Annotated in this window: 16 protein-coding genes; 7 read left to right on the top strand and 9 right to left on the bottom strand. The window is 60.8% G+C overall.

Annotated elements, in window-relative coordinates; genetic code table 11:
* Nucleotides 1-22 precede the first annotated feature (22 nt).
* Both KEM63_RS07470 and KEM63_RS07465 read left to right on the top strand, forming a co-directional pair.
* Entirely contained in the window at nt 23-844 is an 822-nt protein-coding gene (locus KEM63_RS07470; RefSeq protein ID WP_223655568.1) for an alpha/beta fold hydrolase, read from the top strand.
* A 2-nt stretch (nt 845-846) separates the two neighbouring features.
* Nucleotides 847-1,413: a peptidylprolyl isomerase gene (locus KEM63_RS07465; protein ID WP_223655566.1), complete on the top strand. Its 567-nt coding sequence runs from the start codon at nt 847-849 to the stop codon at nt 1,411-1,413.
* Nucleotides 1,414-1,512: 99 nt separating this feature from the next.
* Here the strand turns inward: KEM63_RS07465 and KEM63_RS17025 are convergent, their stop codons facing one another.
* From KEM63_RS17025 to KEM63_RS07420, 9 genes are all read right to left on the bottom strand, one after another.
* A complete protein-coding gene (locus tag KEM63_RS17025; RefSeq protein ID WP_223655564.1) occupies nt 1,513-1,953 on the bottom strand; it encodes an REP-associated tyrosine transposase in 441 nt (146 codons plus the stop codon).
* Between the two features lie 262 nt (nt 1,954-2,215).
* Nucleotides 2,216-3,337, bottom strand: coding sequence for a GNAT family N-acetyltransferase (locus KEM63_RS07455; protein WP_223655562.1), 1,122 nt, complete (start codon nt 3,335-3,337; stop codon nt 2,216-2,218).
* Nucleotides 3,338-3,568: 231 nt separating this feature from the next.
* On the bottom strand, nt 3,569-4,270 hold the full coding sequence (locus KEM63_RS07450) for a DUF2057 family protein (RefSeq protein WP_223655560.1): 702 nt from the start codon (nt 4,268-4,270) through the stop codon (nt 3,569-3,571).
* Nucleotides 4,271-4,432: 162 nt separating this feature from the next.
* Nucleotides 4,433-5,509, bottom strand: coding sequence for a porin (locus KEM63_RS07445; protein ID WP_223655558.1), 1,077 nt, complete (start codon nt 5,507-5,509; stop codon nt 4,433-4,435).
* 283 nt (nt 5,510-5,792) lie between these two features.
* The gene (locus tag KEM63_RS07440; protein WP_223655557.1) at nt 5,793-6,914 is read right to left on the bottom strand and encodes a beta-ketoacyl-ACP synthase III; all 1,122 of its coding nucleotides are present in this window, start codon (nt 6,912-6,914) and stop codon (nt 5,793-5,795) included.
* 50 nt (nt 6,915-6,964) lie between these two features.
* On the bottom strand, nt 6,965-7,801 hold the full coding sequence (locus KEM63_RS07435) for an alpha/beta fold hydrolase (protein ID WP_423747854.1): 837 nt from the start codon (nt 7,799-7,801) through the stop codon (nt 6,965-6,967).
* A 144-nt stretch (nt 7,802-7,945) separates the two neighbouring features.
* The gene (gene hrpA / locus KEM63_RS07430) at nt 7,946-11,836 is read right to left on the bottom strand and encodes an ATP-dependent RNA helicase HrpA (protein ID WP_223655555.1); all 3,891 of its coding nucleotides are present in this window, start codon (nt 11,834-11,836) and stop codon (nt 7,946-7,948) included.
* A gap of 500 nt (nt 11,837-12,336) precedes the next feature.
* Nucleotides 12,337-14,022, bottom strand: coding sequence for a long-chain-fatty-acid--CoA ligase FadD1 (gene fadD1 / locus KEM63_RS07425; protein ID WP_223655554.1), 1,686 nt, complete (start codon nt 14,020-14,022; stop codon nt 12,337-12,339).
* Nucleotides 14,023-14,281: 259 nt separating this feature from the next.
* Entirely contained in the window at nt 14,282-15,967 is a 1,686-nt protein-coding gene (locus tag KEM63_RS07420; protein ID WP_223655553.1) for a long-chain-fatty-acid--CoA ligase, read from the bottom strand.
* Between the two features lie 250 nt (nt 15,968-16,217).
* Between KEM63_RS07420 and KEM63_RS07415 the strand changes: the two genes are divergently transcribed.
* The 5 genes from KEM63_RS07415 to KEM63_RS07395 all read left to right on the top strand — a co-directional run bounded on the left by KEM63_RS07415 (nt 16,218) and on the right by KEM63_RS07395 (nt 19,220).
* Nucleotides 16,218-16,691 carry a MaoC/PaaZ C-terminal domain-containing protein gene (locus KEM63_RS07415; RefSeq protein ID WP_223655552.1) on the top strand — a complete coding sequence of 158 codons (474 nt, stop codon included), beginning with the start codon at nt 16,218-16,220 and terminating at the stop codon, nt 16,689-16,691.
* 158 nt (nt 16,692-16,849) lie between these two features.
* Complete coding sequence (locus tag KEM63_RS07410) at nt 16,850-17,518, top strand: MotA/TolQ/ExbB proton channel family protein (protein WP_223655551.1); 669 nt, start codon at nt 16,850-16,852, stop codon at nt 17,516-17,518.
* Nucleotides 17,518-17,925: an ExbD/TolR family protein gene (locus tag KEM63_RS07405; RefSeq protein WP_223655550.1), complete on the top strand. Its 408-nt coding sequence runs from the start codon at nt 17,518-17,520 to the stop codon at nt 17,923-17,925. The genes KEM63_RS07410 and KEM63_RS07405 overlap by 1 nt, the downstream gene beginning before the upstream one ends.
* Nucleotides 17,926-17,934: 9 nt before the next feature.
* Entirely contained in the window at nt 17,935-18,354 is a 420-nt protein-coding gene (locus tag KEM63_RS07400; protein ID WP_223655549.1) for an ExbD/TolR family protein, read from the top strand.
* Complete coding sequence (locus KEM63_RS07395; protein ID WP_223655548.1) at nt 18,351-19,220, top strand: energy transducer TonB family protein; 870 nt, start codon at nt 18,351-18,353, stop codon at nt 19,218-19,220. The genes KEM63_RS07400 and KEM63_RS07395 overlap by 4 nt, the downstream gene beginning before the upstream one ends.
* Nucleotides 19,221-19,238 lie beyond the last annotated feature (18 nt).

Here is a 19,238-nt window from a genome sequence, read left to right as displayed (position 1 = left end):
GCGCTCGCGAAAAGGAACTCCTATGCCGCACCTTACCGCCAACGGCTGCCGCTTGTACTACACCGATCAGGGTCAGGGTGAGCCTGTGGTGCTCATTCACGGACTCGGTTCGAGTTCGCGGGACTGGGAGAACCAGACCGACGTGCTGCTCGAGCGCTATCGGGTCGTCAGCATCGATATGCGCGGGCACGGCCTCAGTGACAAGCCGCGCGGCGCCTATTCGATCAAGGGTTTTGCCGACGACGTGGTGTGCCTGCTGGAGATGCTCAAGGTGCAGCGTCCGCACATCATCGGCATCTCGATGGGCGGCATGATCGCCTTCCAGCTCGCCACCGATCACCCGGATGTACCTGCCAGTCTGACCATCATCAACAGTGCCCCGGAAGTCCGCCCGCGCCGACCCGGCGAGTTTGCCAAGGTGGCGCAGCGGCTGATCCTTGCGCATGCCCTGCCGCTGAGCGTGACTGCACGAGGGCTTGCGCGCGTGCTGTTTCCCAAGCCCGAACAGCAGGAACTGCGGGAAACCTTTGAGCAACGCTGGTGCGAGAACGATCGCAAGGCGTATCTGGCCTCGCTGCGTGCGATCATTGGCTGGAGCGTGGTCGAGCGGCTGGACCGCATCTGCTGCCCGGTGCTGGTCATCAGCGGGGACAACGACTACATGCCGGTCGAGCGCAAGCGGGAGTATGTATCCCGCCTCGGCGATGCTCGCCTCGAAGTGATCGCCGACTCACGCCACGCCACGCCCGTCGACCAGCCCGAGCACTGCAACCGCCTGATACTGGACTTTTTGCGCCAATCCGAGTCTGCTAGGCAACCTCAACAAGAAACCACCGGAGTCTGAAGATGTTCAAACGCCTCGCCGCTGCCTGCGGTCTGTTCCTGATTGCCACGACCGCCCACGCCGACAACCCCCGGGTGCTGTTGAACACCAGCCTCGGCGAGATCGAGATGGAGCTGTATGAAGACAAGGCACCGGTGACCGTCGCCAACTTCCTGCGCTACGTCGATGCGGGTCATTACGACAATCTCATCTTCCACCGCGTCATCCCGGGCTTCATGATTCAGGGCGGCGGATTCGATGCCAACATGCGTCAGCGCAGCGTCGGCGAGCCGATCAAGAACGAGGCGGATAACGGCCTGAAGAACAAGCGCTACACCGTAGCCATGGCCCGCACCAACGATCCGGATAGCGCCACGGCCCAGTTCTTCATCAACCACAGTAATAACGACTTCCTGGACCGCAACGCCAACAGCGCGGGCTACGCGGTGTTCGGCAAGGTCACCGAAGGCCAGCAGGTCGTCGAAACCATCGCCAAGGTACCCACCGCCAATCAGGGCATGCACCAGAACGTGCCGCAGAATCCGGTGACGATCATTAGTGCGAAGCGGGTTGAGGGAGAGCAGCAGTAAAGTAAAGAAAGTCAACGGCGCGATGGAAGGTCTATTTGAAAGCTAAGGGCCGTTAGAACCCATCGCGGCGGGGGCGCCGCTCCTACGGCGACGGTTCACTTACAGCCAAACCGCATCCCAATGTGGGTAATCGCCGATGCAGTCCACAAGGCCGGCGCGCAAGGGGTTGGCGATCAGGTAGCGCGCGACCTTCTGGATGTCCTCTTCCCTTCGCAGCGCGTGGTCGTGGAAACCGGGCTGCCACATTGGACCGCCATGCTGTCTTGCAGATACCGATTTCATTGCGCCCACCACTGTAGAGAGCGTTCCTCGCTTCAGCTCAAAAATCCAATGGAGGTGATCGGGCATGAGGACATATGCCATGGTCGCTACGCGCTTATCCGTATACAGAGTGGCGATCGTGGTCCTTGCCAAAGCGAAGTTAGCGAACAGCGGTTTGCGGCTGCGTGTAACGGTAGTGATCAGGTAGAGCCTGCCATGCTCCGAGGTCCGACCCTGTCGTAGGCAGTTTCCGCGCGGTGGCGATTTCGAATCTCTCACGCTAACCCTCTTCAGCAAGTAAATCGAAGGGTCGCATGGGGCGGAACGACAATGAAGCGGAACGAAGCGGTTTTGAGATCCGGTCGTCAGAGTTGAACCCACCCCTATCGCGGCGAGGGCGCCGCTCCTACCAGCATCCGTGGAAGCCCGGACCCAAGGTCATCTCCACCCTAACCGGTAGGAGCGGCGCCCTCGCCGCGATAGCGCGCTGTGTCGCTAGCCCGGGGCCAGACAATCGCACCGTAGTTGCCCCGCTAGGGTTTCACTCCTGCCTATACGGAAGGTAACTCCTCGCATCCTGCTGATACGCCTTGATCCCCGCCCGCTCGCGCACCAGAAAATCCGCCACGGCCTCATGCAACCCCGGTTGAAGCTTGTGCCAGGACTGGGTCAGGACCGGCTCGAAGCCGCGGATAAGCTTGTGTTCGCCCTGGGCACCGGCGTCGAACCGCGACAGGCCTTCGGCTATGCAGAGCTCCATGCCTTGGTAGAAGCACGTCTCGAAATGCAAACGGTCGTACTCTTCCAGGCATCCCCAGTAGCGGCCGTACAGCGTGTCGTTTCCAGCAAGAAACAGGGCGCCAGCCACGTCCCGACCTTCATGGCGCACGAAGAGCAACCGGACGGCGTCAGCCATGCCGGCATTCAGCAATGAGAAGAAGGCACGGTTCAGGTAAGGCTCCTGCCCGCGCTTGTAGTACGTGGCGGCATAAAAGGGATAAAACGCATCCCAGTGCCGCTTCTCCAATGCCTCACCAGCGACCCAGTGGAAACCGAAACCCTGCGCGGCAACCGCTGCGCGCTCCTTGCGGAAGTTCTTGCGCTTGCGTGAGCTGCACGCAGTCAGGAAGTCGTCGAACCCGGCATATCCTCGGTTGAACCAGTGAAACTGGCAGCCCAGCCGCTGCACCCAGCCATGCTTTTCAAGTGCGTGATCTTCCCCACCGGTGTTGAATAGCACATGCCCACCTGAGGCCTCACGGTCCATCAGCAGACTGTCGATGCCCGCCAACAGAGCGTCTGCTCCGCCGGCCTTGCGGGCAATCAGGCGCGGTCCCTGCACAGGGGAGAAAGGCACCGCTGCCAGCAGCTTCGGGTAATAACGCTGCCCTGCCCGCTCCCAGGCATCGGCCCACTGGAAATCGAAAACGTACTCACCATAGGAGTGCATCTTGAGATACAGCGGCATCAGCGCATCGAGTCTGCCGTCGTCGGCCTTTAGAACCAGGTGTGCCGGGGTCCAGCCGTTGGAGGGTGAGACCGAGCCGCTGGCCTCGAGAGCATGCAGGAAGGCGTGCCGGAGAAAGGGATAGCCGGTGCCAACCAGCTCGTCCCAATGCTCGGGCCGGACCTCGTCGATGGATTGCAGTTGAAGTAGCGTCATGGCTCTAGCATGCCACAGGCAATCCACCGCCGGACAATGCGCAGCTGTAAAAAAACCCCACCGAAGTGGGGTTTGAAGGAGCAGACCGGCCACGCATATGCGTTCATCGTTCCGGTGACTCATGTTCACGCTCGCCGATAGCAAACTGATGGCAGAGCGGTGAATTTATGATGACAGCGCACGCGTCCGACAGCGCTGAGCCAGTATCGGGCGGTACCCGTCTTCGCTGGATCAGCGATTATTCTCTTGCCATTCGAGAAATGCTGCCTTGCTTTCCGGCGTAAGCAACCGCCACAACTGCTGCAACGTTGCTAGCGTGGCGTCGTTATGCGGCAGCGAGGCAGCGGCGGTCGGAGCAGGCGGAGCGACGCCTGCTGCCACGGGAGCGCGAGTGGATTCCAGCGGAGCGACCGCTTCGGCTGCGGTTGGCGTGGCCGGGCCGCTGCCCATCAGCTGACTCAGAGAAGATTGCAACTTTCCGCCGGGTTGCGTTTCAGTGCGTTCACCCGTGGCGAGGTTCTCGCTCCAGCCGCTGAATGACTCTCTCAGCTCACGGGCCTGCTCCAGGTTCTCTGGTGCGCGATAACCCAGACGCCAGGTTTCCCCTGCCCTGCCATCGACAGAGAAGATGGCACTGCGCGTGCGAACCACTTCGGTGCTGATACCGCCGCCGATATCGTAGACGTTCTTGAAGAACGCATGGATGCGATAAGTGCCCGGCTCGAGCTTGAGGACACGCTTGTCACCGTTGAACATCGAATTGGCCGCGGGTACTTCCTGCCCGTTGACGTCGATGATCTCCAACCCTGACGGTACCTCGACAATCAACTCGCGGCTTTCAGGCAACTCCGCCCCGGGATACAGCTGTACTTGAGACTGTTGTGCGCAAGCGGGCAGAAGGCAAGCCAGCGCTAGTAAAACGATGTTACGCATGAGAACTCCGAATGAGAAAGACGCACGATCCTGATCCCTCGACCAGCAGAGCCGGCGGGCGTGACGCTGCAAGATTAAGTCTGATTGATGTCATTTACATGACAAAGCCGGATTGCCTCTAAGAGACAATCCGGCTTTGAAGCGGACGCTTGCTAGTTCGACTTAGAAGTCGTAGCGCAGGCCGACCGACAGGCCGGAGGCTTCTTCGCCTGCGGTGCCCGACGGGGTAGCGGTGCGAGCCTGACCCCAGGGAGTTAGAGCAGCATTGTCTTCGTTATCTACCACAGCGTAGTTGGCGTACACCCGCACTGCCTTGTCCAGCTTGTGCTCAAGGCCTACTACCCACATGTCGCTGTTGCGATCATCGGCGTCAACGTCACGGGTCATCCACATGCCTTTCAACGCAGTGTTGGAAGCTACTTTGAACTCGGCACCCAGACCGTATACGTCAGCGGTCAACTGGTCGTTCTGAGCGGCGGTCAGGTTGTCGCTGTCGTGCTCAAGGGTCTGGTAGAAGCCGACGACCTTCAGCGGATCCACGACCTTGTACGCAGCTGCAACACGCACGCCCTGGCGATCGCCCACACCCAGAGTCACAGGCGGCGTCCCGGTGGTGGTGCTACGGGTTTCGTCTTCAGCGTCTTCGTAAGCGATGGATGCTTCCAGCGGGCCGCCGACGTAGTTCAGCGCCAGGCTGTATGAGCTGCTTTCATGATCTTCGCCAGCGAAGGTGCCCTGGTGAATCGAGTAAGCTGCCTGGCCGTAGAAGCCGCCCATCGAAGGCGTGGTGTACATCACGGTGTTGTCATAACGCTCGTCGAAGCGCGAATTGCCAACGCGGGTCAGGTTACGCATATCGCCAACCTGGTCGCCGAACAGGTTGGCCGGACCACGAGCCATTTTGAAGGGACTGTCGAAGCGACCCAGACGCACGTCGCCAAAGTTGCCGCCCAGACCGACGAAGGTGTCGCGGGTGTTGAAGTCACTACCGCCTTCGCGGCCGAAATACACTTCCTGCTCGAGCTGGAAGAAGGCTTTCAGGTTCGGGTTGATCTGATGATCACCTTTGAAGCCCAGGCGCGACGAGTTGCTGGACAGATTGGTTTCGGAGTAATCGGCACCGTCGTCCAGGAAATCAACGGATACGTGAGCGCGACCGTAGACGCTTACATCAGCCATGGCCAGCGCAGGCATGGCAGCGGCAGCACCCACGATAATCGCAATCAGCTTCTTCTTCATCAGACAAACTCCTTCGGGTTTTGAGAACGTCAATCCAATTCGTGACGTGACGTCGTTTGTATCGACCGAAGCGATTATGGAAAGGCCATGTGACGCTGAGCTTTCCGTTCTGTGAAGATTTGATGACTACGGAACTTCTGCCTCAAATAGTTGTACCGGCCCTACGCCGCGGGGAGCAACCGGAGGACGATGCAATCTGAGGATGTAGCTGGAGGCGGGAAAGAACCTGAGAAAAGACAATCGGGACATAGGGTCCCGATTTTTCATGACAATTGTGCGACCGTTACAACTTGCGAACGATCACGCTGCCGATCGAATAGCCGGCACCGAACGAACAGATGACCCCGTGGGTACCCTGCTCCAGATCGTCCTGGTGCTTGTGGAAGGCAATGATCGAACCGGCGGAGCTGGTGTTGGCGTACTCGTCGAGGACGACCGGCGCTTCCTGCTCATTGGGATCACGGCCGAGCAGCTTGCGTGCGATCAGCATGTTCATGTTCAGGTTGGCCTGGTGCAGCCAGAAGCGACGGATGTCGCTGACCGGCAGCCCGGTCTGCTGCAGATGCTCGCCAATCAGCTCGGCGACCATCGGGCAGACGTCCTTGAACACCTTGCGGCCCTGCTGGATGAACAGCTTGTCCGGCTGATCGGCATACTGATCATCGGCGCGATTGAGGAAACCGAAATTGTTGCGGATGTTGTTGGAGAACTTGGTCAGCAGCTTGGTGCCCAGGATTTCCCACTGATAGTCCGAGGTGGCGTCTTCGGCGCGCTCGATGACGACCGCCGTGCACGCGTCACCGAAAATGAAGTGGCTGTCACGGTCGCGGAAGTTCATGTGACCGGTGCAGATCTCCGGATTGACCATCAGCACGGCACGCGCCTGGCCCAGCTGGACTGCATTGGCCGCGGCCTGGATGCCGAAGGTCGCCGAGGAACAGGCAACGTTCATGTCAAAACCGAAACCTTCAATGCCCAGCGCTTCCTGCACTTCCACTGCCATGGCCGGATACGCCCGCTGCAGGTTGGAACAGGCCATGATCACGCCGTCGATATCGGCAGCGGTCTTGCCTGCGCGTTCCAGCGCCTGGGTCGCAGCCTTGACGGCCAGTTCGGCCAGCACGGCGAGCTCGTCATTTGAGCGCTCGGGGATGTCCGGCTTCATGCGGTTGATATCGAGAATGCCGTCCTTGTTGACCACGTAGCGGCTCTTGATGCCGGAAGCTTTCTCGATGAATTCAGTGCTCGATGGGGCCAGCGGTGCAACCTCACCGGTAGCGATGGCGGCAGCGTTTTCCTGGTTGAATTTCTCGACGTAGGCATTGAAGCTTTCAACCAGCTCTTCGTTGCTGATGCTGTAGGGCGGTGTGTACAAACCCGTTCCGCTGATCACTACTTTCTGCACGGTCGGTCCTCTTTATAGTGTTGGCAATGTCGTGGTAAGCCGCAGGTCGATCAGGCAGCGTTCCCGGCGGTCTTCGCCCCGTGGAGTCGCTGCTGCATCCAGGCCAGCACCAGGGGGAAATGGTCCAGTGTGGCCTGCGGATGGATGAGCAGGTCATTGTGGCCATAATCGCGGGAGCAGCCGGTCCCTTTCTGCAGCAGGATCATTTGCATGTCATGTGGCCCGAACCCTCGGGCGAACGCCTTGACGTCATCAAACTGACCCAGATATTTGTCATCCTTGCCCGCAAGATACAACCCTGGCGGCCAGGACAGTTCTTCTAGCCCCAAAGCATAGTCGAATCCGTCGTCCAGATCACGCCATTCGGCGGCACGAGACCAGGCCAGTTGTCCGGCGTGCAGATCAAGGGATACGTCATTCGAGCCGATGCCCAGTGAGCGTGCGGGAATCAACCCCTGGCGCCGGCCTAAAGCGGGCATCACCTTTCCCCAAAGCGTGTCGAGCATCAGTCGCTGGCGCCAGCCCCCGTTACGAGCGACGCGTCGACTGGCAAAGTGCATGAGGCCGGCAATGCGGTCAAGCCAAACCGGCTGACGAATCAGCGCGGCCGCCAGCAACACACTGCCCCAGGCGTGCCCTGCAGCGAAGACCGGCTCACCGGGATGATGATTCTCGATCAGCTCGAACAGTGCGGGGATATCCTGCACGACCATAGCGTGCTGGGTGATCGAAACGCCTGGACCCAGCTTCGGCGGGCTGGCGCCGTGACCGCGCAGATCGGGTACGAAGACATCGAACCCTGCTTCGGCGAGAAAGACAGCCAGGCCCGCGCCGTTGCGCGGACAGAATACGCCTCCGTCCTCGACCAACCCGTGCACCAGCAACACGGCCGGGCCGCCGGGATCAGCGAAGAGCCGCCGAACCTCCAGGGAAATATCCGCAGTAACTGCGCACTGCAATGTAGTGACGGTAATGTCGGGCACGGTCGATCCTTTGCGAAGCGATAGGCCAGTCTAGCGACTGCAGGCGGATCAAGCTGTGATTTCCTGCCAAAGTTTTTGCAGTCGCTTGATCGAAACCGGCATTTTCGTGCCCAGCTGCTGCGCGAACAGTGACACCCGATACTCCTCCAGTGCCCAGCGCCAGGTCTGCAGACGCGGATCCACCCGACCTTCCTGGCGGTGCTTTTCCAGCCTCGCCGAGTACTGCTGCCACAGGTGCTGAATCTCGTCGGTCCAGACTCGATCACGCTGTACCTGACTGCCGAGTTTGTCCAGACGCTGCTGCAAGGCCGCAAAGTAGCGAGGGTATTGTTCAAGCCATTCCCCCGGCACATCCCGGACGAAGCCGCGATAAACGAGATGTGCCAGCTGCTCGCGAATATCGTTGAGCGCCATGGCCCACGACAGGTCAATGCGTCCCTTGAGTCGCTTCTGTACCGCGTGCCAGTCCTTGAGAATGCTCAGCACGCGGCCGGCGAGCTTCTCCGTGGCCGGCACCCACTCTGCGCGCCCGCGTTCGACGCAGGCAGCAAGCGCCTGGGGGTCTCGAGGCAGCGTATCCAACGGTTGCAGGCAGACCTGATCAAGCGCTGCCAGCAGTACGTCATCGGTCAGTTGCTGCACGGTGCCCAACTCGCGGTAGTAGATCGATGCATCCTTCAGCGCGGTCACCTTCTGCCGCAGGAACTTTGCCTGTTCGGGCATCGCCTGCAGCAGCAATCGCTGGACCCCCCGGCGGTGCGCTGCCTCGGCCTGCGCCTGAATGTCGAACAGCTCCTCCACTACCGAGTCGCCCTGGTCGACCCAGGCCGGCCAGAAGGTGACATCGATGCCGGCCTGGCGGCGGCTGACCTGTTCCGGTAATGCGGCGGTACCGGCAGGCCGAGCCGCTTCTTCGGTCCTGAGTGCGGCCGGCGCGGCAGCTTCGATCGGCTGGTCAGCGAGACGCGCGCAGAGTTCGCCATAATCGCGACCCGAGACGATCTCGCGGCCTTGGGCATCGACAACCTCAATGCGCATCTGCAAATGCGGCTCGAGCTCGATGTCCGCCCAGGCGTCCTCAGGAAGACGGGCACCGGTCATCCGCGTCAGCTCGCGGGCCAAGACCTGGGTCAGACTGCCCTGCCCGAACGGCATGCGCTCGAGCGCCGCACGGACGAAATCCGGTACCGGCACGAAGTTCTTGCGCAGGCTCTTGGGCAGGCCGCGGACCAGAGCCAGGCACTTGTCATAGATCAGGCCGGGAACCAGCCACTCCAGACGCTCTTCCGGAAGCTGCCGCAGGAGCGCGGCCGGCACACGTAGCGTGACGCCATCGGCCGGATGGTTGGGCTCGAAGTGATAGGACAGCGGCAACGCCACCCTCTCCCAACGCCAGGTGTCCGGGTACTGCTCGGCCGTAATCTCGTTGGCGTCGCGCTGCAACAGATCGTCACGAGTCATGTGCAGCAGCTTTGGATCCTCCGCGCTCGACTTCTTAAGCCAGCGCTCGAAGCTGGCTAGCTGGAAGATGTTTTCCGGCACACGCGCGTCGAAATAGCGGAACAGCGTCTCGTCATCGACCAGAATGTCGCGCTTGCGAGCCTTGGCTTCGAGTGCGTCGAGTTGCTCGAGCAGCGCCTGGTTGGCCTTATTGAATGCCGCCTTACCGTGCCATTCACCGCCAACCAGCGCCTGACGGATGAATATTTCGCGCGCAACGACCGGGTCGATCGGCCCGAAGTGCACGCGCCGTTTGGGGACGATAACCAGGCCGTACAAGCTGACCTGCTCGTAGGCAATCACCTGGCCGCGCTTCTTCTCCCAGTGTGGTTCGCTGTGGCTGGTCTTGACCAGATGACCGGCCAGCGGCTCGACCCAGTCCGGATCGAGCTTGGCAGCGATGCGTCCGTACAGCCGGCGCGTCTCGGTGAGTTCGGCGACCATGATCCAGGCCGGGCGCTTCTTCGCCAGTTTGGACGATGGATGAATCATGAAACGCCGTTGGCGCGCGCCCATGTAATCGCCGTCTTCGGTCTTGTTGCCCAGGTGACTGAGCAGCCCCGCGAGCAGCGCCTTGTGTATCGGGTCGGCGCCGGCGGGCTCGGCGCCGGGCTTGAAGCCCATGTCGCGACAGGTGAGCAGCAGCTGGCGGTGCGTCTCGCGCCATTCGCGCATCCGCAGGTAATTGAGAAAGTTTCGCCTACACCAGCTGCGCAGCTGGTTCTGGCTCATGGCCTGACGCTGCTCTTCAAAGCCGCGCCACAGGTTGACGAAGGCAGCGAAGTCGGATGTGTCATCGGCCCATTGCGCGTGCGCCTGATCGGACGCCTGTTGACGCTCAACCGGCCGTTCGCGGGGGTCCTGCACCGAAAGACCACTGGCGATAATCAGCATTTCGTCCAGGCAGTTCTGGGTGACCGCCTCCAGCAGCATGCGGCCGATACGCGGGTCGACCGGAAGTCTGGCGAGTTGCCGGCCGATCTCGCTGATGGCACCGCTGCGATCCACTGCCGCCAGTTCCTGCAGCAGGGTGAAGCCGTCACTGATCGCGCGGCCATCCGGCGGCTCGATAAAGGGGAAGTCCTCGATCCGGCCCAGGCGCAGATGCAGCATCTGCAGGATGACCGCGGCCAGGTTGGTACGGAGGATTTCCGGGTCGGTAAACGCCGGGCGGCTGTTGAAGTCGTCCTCGCTGTACAAGCGAATGCAGATGCCCGGGGCCACGCGCCCGCAGCGCCCCTTGCGCTGATTGGCGCTGGCCTGGGACACTGGCTCGACGGGCAACCGCTGGACCTTGGAGCGCGGACTGTAGCGGCTGATACGCGCCTCGCCAGGATCGATGACGTAGAGAATTCCCGGCACGGTCAGCGACGTTTCGGCAACGTTGGTGGCGAGCACTACGCGGCGACCGGAATGCGGCGCGAAGATCTTCTGCTGTTCGGCCGCTGACAACCGCGCATACAGCGGCATGATTTCGGTGTGCCGCAGGTTGGCCTTGCGCAGGTACTCGGCGGTGTCGCGGATTTCCCGCTCGCCCGGGAGGAAGATCAGCACGTCCCCCGGCAGCCCGCGCGTGGCCTTCTCGTGTTCATCGATCTCGCGCAGGGCAGCGAGGATGCCCTGGTCGATACTCAGATCTTCCTCAACGCGATTACCCTCCTCGTCCATCTCGGCAGACAGAGGGCGATACCAGACATCGACCGGGAAGGTACGCCCGGAAACCTCGATGATCGGCGCGCCGTCGAAGTGCGCGGAGAACCGTTCAAGATCGATGGTCGCCGAGGTGATGATGACCTTGAGGTCGGGGCGCCGGGGCAGGATGGTTTTCAGATAGCCGAGCAGGAAGTCGATATTCAGACTGCGCTCGTGGGCCTCGTCGATGATTAGCGTGTCGTAGCGATTGAGAAATCGATCATTCTGGGTTTCAGCCAGCAGGATGCCGTCGGTCATCAGTTTGACCAGCGTGCTCTCGCTGCTCTGGTCGGTGAAGCGCACCTGGTAGCCGACGGTTTCGCCGAGGGGCGTGCCGAGCTCTTCGGCCACACGCGCCGCTACGCTGCGTGCAGCGAGGCGGCGCGGCTGGGTGTGGCCAATCAGACCGTGCACGCCTCTGCCTAGCTCGAGGCAGATCTTGGGGATCTGGGTCGTTTTACCCGAGCCGGTCTCGCCGGCGATCACCACCACCTGATTATCGCGAATCGCCGCCGAAATCTCTTCGCGCTTGGCGGCGATAGGCAGGTTATCGTCATAACGGATGCGTGGAACGTTCTGACGGCGCTGTTCGACCCGCGCGCAGGACGTCTGGAAGCGTTCCAGCCATTTCGCCTGTGCGCCGGGATCGGGTTTCTTGCGAAGGTCGTTGAATTGGCGCGACAGGCGATGCCGGTCGGCGGCCATGGCGTGGCTGAAATCGGGGGTGGGAATATGCGAATCGGTCATGGTGCGTATTGTCTGGTGCGCGGGCTAGGCTGTCGAGGGGCAGAAGGTAGAGCAAGCTGGCATACCGCAAGGTCCGCGCCTAAAAAACTCGCATTGGTTCGGCAGTTATGTAGAAGCGCACCTGGGCGCGAAGGGGCTTTGTGCATTCTTCTTCGCGGCCAGGTCCGCTCCTACACAAGAATTGGCGGTGGTTTGGGCCTTGTGTGTGGGAGCGCCGTCCCCCAGCGCGATGGCGGAGCCCGATAGCCCCATCACGGCGAGGGCGCCGCTCCTACCGTTGGGGCGCGCACATGTCGTTGTAGGAGCGCACCTGGGCGCGAAGGGTTCGTGCATCCTGCTTCGCGGCCAGGTCCGCTCCTACAGAAAACCGGCGGTCGTTTTGGCCTTAGTTGTGGGAGCGCCGTCCGCGGCGCGAATGGGGTTCGCAGGCATCTAGAGGTGGACAGGGCAGTAAAACGAAAACACCCCGCCTGGGCGGGGTGTTTTCTGCAGCGGCCGTGTTACTTGCCGAGCTTCTTCAACTCTTCATCGCGCAGCTCACGACGCAGAATCTTGCCCACGTTGGTGGTCGGCAGGGCGTCGCGGAATTCCACGTACCTCGGCACCTTGTATGCCGTCAGATTCTCACGCATATGATCCTTGACCTGCTGCTCGGTCAGCTTGGCGCCGGGCGCCTTGACCAGAAATACCTTGATCGCCTCGCCGGACTTCTCATCCGGCACGCCGATCGCGGCGCACTGGGCCACACCGGGGATCGATGCCATGACATCTTCCAGTTCGTTCGGATAGACGTTGAAGCCGGACACCAGAATCATGTCCTTCTTCCGGTCAACGATGCGCAGGTAACCATCTTCCTGAATGATCGCGATATCACCGGTCTTCAACCAGCCTTCGCTGTCGAGGATTTCGGCGGTGGCGTCTTCGCGCTTCCAATAGCCCTTCATCACCTGCGGGCCCTTCACGCACAGCTCGCCGCGCTCGCCCAGGGGCACTTCATTGCCCGCGTCGTCGATGATCTTGCACAGGGTGGACGGAACCGGGATGCCGATGGTACCCAGCTGCACGGCATCAATCGGGTTGACGGTGGCGACCGGGCTGGTTTCGGTCATGCCGTACCCTTCGCAGATCTGGCAGCCGGTAACCTGCTTCCAGCGCTCGGCAGTCGCCAGCTGCAGGGCCATGCCGCCGGACAAGGTGACCTTGAAGTTGGAGAAATCCAGCTTGCGAAAGTTTTCGTCGTTGGCCAGCGCCACGAACAGCGTGTTCAAGCCGACGAAGCCGGAAAACTTGACCTTCGACAGCTCTTTGACGAACGCCGGAATATCACGCGGATTGGTGATCAGAATGTTGTGATTACCGCTGATCATCATCGCCATGCAATGAAAGGTGAAGGCGTAGATGTGATACAGCGGTAGCGGACAGATGATGACCTCTTCGCCATCGATCATGTTCGAACCCATCAACGCCTTGCTCTGCAGCATGTTGGCGACGAGGTTGCGATGGGTGAGCATGGCGCCCTTGGCCACGCCGGTGGTGCCACCGGTGTATTGCAGCACGGCGATGTCGTCGTTGGTCGGGCTCGCTTCAGTAAACCGGGCCCCCTTGCCCTTCGCCATGGCGTCGTTGAACTTGACCATGCCGGGAATACTGTAGGCCGGTACCATCTTCTTCACGCTGCGGATGACGAAGTTGATCAGCAGGCGCTTGACCGGCGGCAGCAGATCGCCGACCTCGGTCACGATGACCGTCTTTACACCTGTCTTGGGAACCACCTGCTCTGCCAGGTGAGCCATGTTGGCCAGGCACACCAGCGCTTTGGCGCCGGAATCATTGAACTGATGTTCCATTTCCCGCGCGGTGTACAGCGGATTGGTGTTGACCACCACGAAGCCTGCGCGCAGGGCGCCAAACACCGCTACCGGATATTGCAGCACGTTGGGCATCTGAATGGCGATGCGATCACCAGGCTGCAGATCCGTGTGGTTTTGCAGGTAGGCAGCGAATTCACCGGAAAGACGATACAGCTCGCCGTACGTGATGGTCTTGCCGAGGTTGGTGAAGGCCGGTTTGTCGCCGAACTTTTGGCAGGACTCCTTCATTACAGCGAGGATGTTGGGGTATTGATCCGGGTTGATCTCGGTGGGGAGACCCTTGGGATACTTGTCCTTCCAGAAATTTTCAAGCATGCGTGCTCGCTCCTGAAACATGCTCGGTCGTCCTGCAACCGATGTTCTCTCTTGGGATGGTACTCTTATAGATGTTCTGAGCTTTTCGAGGCAGTTCGTGAACGATATCTCAGCTGCGGTCGAAAAGTGGCCGAAGCCTAGCAGGTTTTGCATACCCGGGCCAGTATGAGGCCGTTACTTCAGGTATTTCGAAGAAGTGTCGCGAAGCGAGACAAACTCGCAATGGGAAGCGGCCCCGGAGTCGGGGCCGCCAAAAGCCTTACTTGTCGCGCAGCTCGCGACGCAGGATCTTTCCAACCGGCGTCATCGGCAGCGAATCACGAATCTCGTAGTGACGCGGGACCTTGTAGCCCGTGAAGTTGGCGCGGCAGTAGGCCTTGAGCTCATCGATCGTCAGATCGTCGGCGCTGGGCACCACGAACAGCTTCACGGCTTCACCGGACTTCTCGTCAGGCACGCCGATTGCTGCGGCGTTGGCCACCTTCGGGTGAGCTGCGACCACGTCCTCGATCTCGTTCGGATAGACGTTGAAGCCGGAAACGATGATCAGATCCTTCTTGCGGTCGACGATGCTGACGAAGCCGTCCTCATCGATAATGGCGATGTCACCGGTTTTCAGCCAGCCGTCCGCATCGATGCTCTCTGCGGTGGCATCTGGCCGTTCCCAGTAACCCTTCATGACCTGCGGGCCCTTGACGCACAGTTCGCCGCGCTCGCCGATCGGCATCTCGTTGCCGTCGTCATCGATCACTTTCAGCGAGGTACCCGGAACCGCCAGGCCAACCGTACCCAGCCTCGCCAGACCGTCACCCGGGCTGGAACAGACCACCGGAGAGCACTCGGTCAGACCATAGCCTTCACCGATTCGGCTGCCGGTCTTGCCTTCCCAGCGCTCGGCCGTCGCCTTGACCAGCGCCGTACCGCCGGAGGTGGTGCTTTTCAGATTGGAGAAGTCGACTTCGCTGAACTCGGGATGCTCCATCAGCGCTACGAACAGCGTGTTGAGACCGACGATGGAAGAGAACTTCCACTTCTTCAGTTCCTTGACGAAGCCAGAGATATCTCGTGGATTGGTGATCAGGACATTGTGGTTGCCGGCGAGCATCATGCACATGAGGTTCGCCGTAAACGCGAAGATATGGTACAGCGGCAGTGGTGCGATGACGGTCTCGCCGGCATCACTCATGATCCTTTTGCCGTCCTTGTCGACCTGCTGCATGTTGGCGTACACCTGCAACATGTTGGCGACAAGATTGCCGTGGGTCAGCATGGCACCCTTGGCGACACCGGTGGTCCCGCCGGTGTATTGCAATACCGCCACATCGTCCAGCGTCTTGGCAACCGGCTTGGGCGATTCGCCCTTGCTGCGCGCGAGCGCAGTCTTGAATGACACCGCCTGGGGCAGATCATAGGCGGGCACCATCTTTTTCACACGCTTGACGACGGTATTGACCATGAAGCCCTTGAGCGGGCTGAGCATGTCGCCCATACGGGCCTCGAACAGGTATTTGATTCCGGTATCGGGCAATACCTCCTGGACCAGGTGGCCGAACACGTTCATGTAGACCAGCGCCTTGGCACCGGAATCGGTGAACTGATGGCGCATTTCCCGCGCGGTGTACAACGGGTTGGTATTGACGATGATCAGGCCGGCGCGAATGGCGCCGAAGACCGCAATGGGGAATTGCAGGACGTTGGGCATCTGCACTGCGATGCGGTCGCCCGGCTGCAGATCGGTGTGGTTCTGGAGGTAACTGGCGAATGCAGCAGACTGGCGATCCAGCTCGCCGTAGGTCATTGTTTCGCCCATGTTGCTGAAAGCGGGACGGTCAGCGTACTTCTTGCAGGAGCGTTCGAAGACATCGATGATCGAGCTGTACTCGGTCAGATCGATATCGTTCGGCACGCCCGCCGGACGCTTGTCACTCCAGAACGATGCTTCCATTATTCTTATCCTCTTCCCCGTTGTGCGGTGTATGGCGGCGCTGGTGCGCCTGCTTATCGTCACTCCGCCACGCCGGACGGAGTTGAATGGTCATGCGAAAACGCCTGATCGGCAAAATTACCAGCATTGCCCTGGAACGTGAAACCCCGTTCTGTTTCATTTGGTATATGAAAGTGCCATCTGTCGCAACTCGCCCGGAGCAAGGCAACGCATAACGCTTCACCCACCAAAGACGATTGAAGGAACCTGTATGGACATGTTGAGCAACCGCACCTATGACGAACTGGCTGTTGGCGACAAGGCAGAGGTGACCCACAGGGTCACGGAGCGCGATCTGATGCTGTTCGCAGCGGTGTCCGGTGACGTGAATCCCGTCCACCTGGACGAGGACTTCGCTGCGGCTACGCCATTCAAGGGCCGGATAGCCCACGGTATGTTCTCCGGCGCGCTGATCTCCGCTGCCATCGCCTGCGAGCTGCCGGGGCCGGGCAGCATTTATATAGGACAGGAGATGACTTTTCTTAGACCGGTACGGTTGCAGGACGCCATTCGCGTCGAACTGGAAATCCTCGAGAAGCTGCCGAAGAACCGCGTGCGTGTGGCCACTCGCGTGTTCAATCAGGATGGTAAACGGGTAGTCGACGGCGTCGCTACGGTCATGGCGCCAACGGAAAAGGTCAGTCTGCCCCGCCCCGTCCTGCCTGAGGTGAGCGTGAAGGGCTGAAAGCCGGCGGGTGATGGCTAGCGAAAGGCTCCTTCATAGCGAGCCGCTCTAGCTCGGCGCTTTGAAAAAAAACAAGCAAGTTGTAAAAACCTGTTGCAACTTTGTTTCCGTTGCGTAGAATGCGAATCCTTCTCATTAATGCCTAGGAATGATTTCGCATGTTCGCTCCCGTTCTGGATATTCTCGCTCTCGGCGGACCGGTAGTCTGGATACTCGGCATGTTCTCGGTACTGGCCATGACCGTCGTACTGGTCAAGGCCATCCAGTTCTGGACCCTGCGCGATGGTGGTGACGCCGTCGCCGAGCAGGCGATCGCCTACTTTGCCAACGGCGAGCACAATCAGGCCCTCGTGCTGGTCAAGGGCCGTCGTGCACCGCGGCCTCGTCTGATTGCGCAGACGCTGCAACTGATCGAAGCAGGCAAGCTCCAAGGCGAGGCCCTGCACAAGGAGATCATGCGCCAGGCCAGGCAGGCGGTGGTCGGGTTGGCCAGCTACCTGCGCATCCTCGAAGTCATCGCGACACTCGCTCCCCTCCTCGGCCTGCTCGGGACCGTACTCGGCATGATCCAGGCTTTTCAGGCAATGGAAGCGGCCGGCACGCAAGTTGATCCGTCGGTGCTGTCCGGCGGTATCTGGGTCGCTCTGCTGACGACCGCCGTCGGCCTTGCGGTGGCTATTCCGGTTTCACTGCTGCACAGCTGGTTCGAGCGCCGGGTGGAAACACAGGCCGGACTGATTCAGAACGACCTGGAACATCTGCTCAGCGTTCAAGCGGCTCGCACCAGTGCACAGGCGGACGCCAGGGCCCGGCTGAAGCTCGCCTGATGCCAGCAACCAGCCTTTATAGCCGCAAGACGAACAAGATCAGTCTCACGGCGCTGATCGATGTGGTGTTCATCCTGCTCATGTTCTTCATGCTGACGTCCACGTTCAGTCAATGGAAGGCGGTGGAATTCCATTCCCCTGTCGCCAGCACTGAGCCCACTGCGAACAAGCCCAGCGTGCTGTTTCTGGGTGCCGATGGTGCGCTACGCATGGCTGATGGCTCAATGCGGATCGGCGCTAACCAGGCGGTCGACGCCGACCGATTCGCTGCAGACGCGGTGCTGGTGTTGCTACCCGAAGCCGATGCGAAGGTGCAGGTCATCGTCAGCCGGCTTGAAGAAATGAAGGGGCTGGGGCTGGCCGTCACCATGGGCGGGGTCGCTGACCCAGTCGATCGCAGGAACTGAGACTCAAGCATGCATGATCAATCATTGATGCCCCGCCGAGGCAAGGCGAGTCCGGACGACAATCTGATCCCGCTGATCAACATCGTCTTCCTGTTGCTGATCTTCTTCATGGTTGCCGGGCAGATCGCGCCGCAGCAGGACACCACTGTGAATCCGCCTGAATCGGCCAGTGAAAAACCGCTTGAGCCAGCCGTGCTGGAGCTGTCACTCACCGCCGCCGGCGACCTGCGCTCAGAAGGTATGGATCTCGACGAGGTGGCCCTGCAGTCGCGTATTACCCAGCTGACTCAGGACGACGCGGAATTGCGTGTTTCGTTACGCGCCGATCTCGATGCCACCGCCGCAGACCTGGACGCCGTGTTCACCCAGCTTCGCGACAACGGCGTCAGCACCATCACGCTGCACAGCCGCCTGACGGAAACCGAATGATGCCAAGGCGTTACTGGATCGCGGCCTTTGTTATCGCCTTGGCGCTGCACGTTGGCGCTGCGCTTGCGCTGGCTACACGCCCGTCGACATCTGTGGGCGGCGCCCTCGATGCGGGTCTGTTCGGGCTGGAAATCGGCCTTGGCGCTGCCGGGACCTATGCCGACGTAGCCGAGCAAACTGCTGAGGAACCGGTGGTCGAGCCGGAACCGGTTAAGCAGGACGCGCCCCCGGAGCCGCAACCTGAGCCCGTGCCGGAACCGGAGCCGAAGCCGGCTCCCGAGCCCAAGCCGGAGCCCAGGCCAGAGCCGAAACCCGAGCCGGCGCCGGAGCGGAAGCCCGCGCCAGAGGTGCGCACCGTTACCAAGGCCGAGCCGGCAGCGGAGGACGTGAAGGTTGCCCAGAATCAGCCAGCCGGGCCAGTAGAAAAGAAGCCTGTCGAGCCACCGGTGCACAAGCCCGAGCCGCAAGCGGAGAGTCCCACGAACGACGAGTGGAAAGCTGCGCAGCAGCGCGTTGCAGCCAGCCGGGCAACAGGCCGCGCAGCCGACCGCCAGGCCGGTGGCCGCAAGAGCAGCCCGAAGAATTATTTCAGTGACCTGCAGGGTTGGCTGAACGCACACAAGCATTACCCGCCGCACCTGAAGAAGGAAAAGATTCAGGGCACGGTCATCCTGACATTTTCCGTCGACCGCAGCGGCAACGTACTGAGCGCTTCCATCAAGCAGAGCTCCGGTAACGCCGAGCTTGATCGCGCTGCGCTGGAAATGTTGGCCAAGGCCGAACCGCTGCCACCCATCCCAGACTCGATGGGCAAGGAGCGGATCAGCATTGCCATCCCCGTTGAGTACTCACTCATCACCCGATAGACGTTTGAAAAAGGAACC

The organism is Halopseudomonas nanhaiensis (genome assembly GCF_020025155.1).
In the GTDB taxonomy this organism is placed as follows: Bacteria; Pseudomonadota; Gammaproteobacteria; order Pseudomonadales; family Pseudomonadaceae; genus Halopseudomonas; species Halopseudomonas nanhaiensis.
This window is presented reverse-complemented; position numbering and strand designations above follow the sequence as displayed.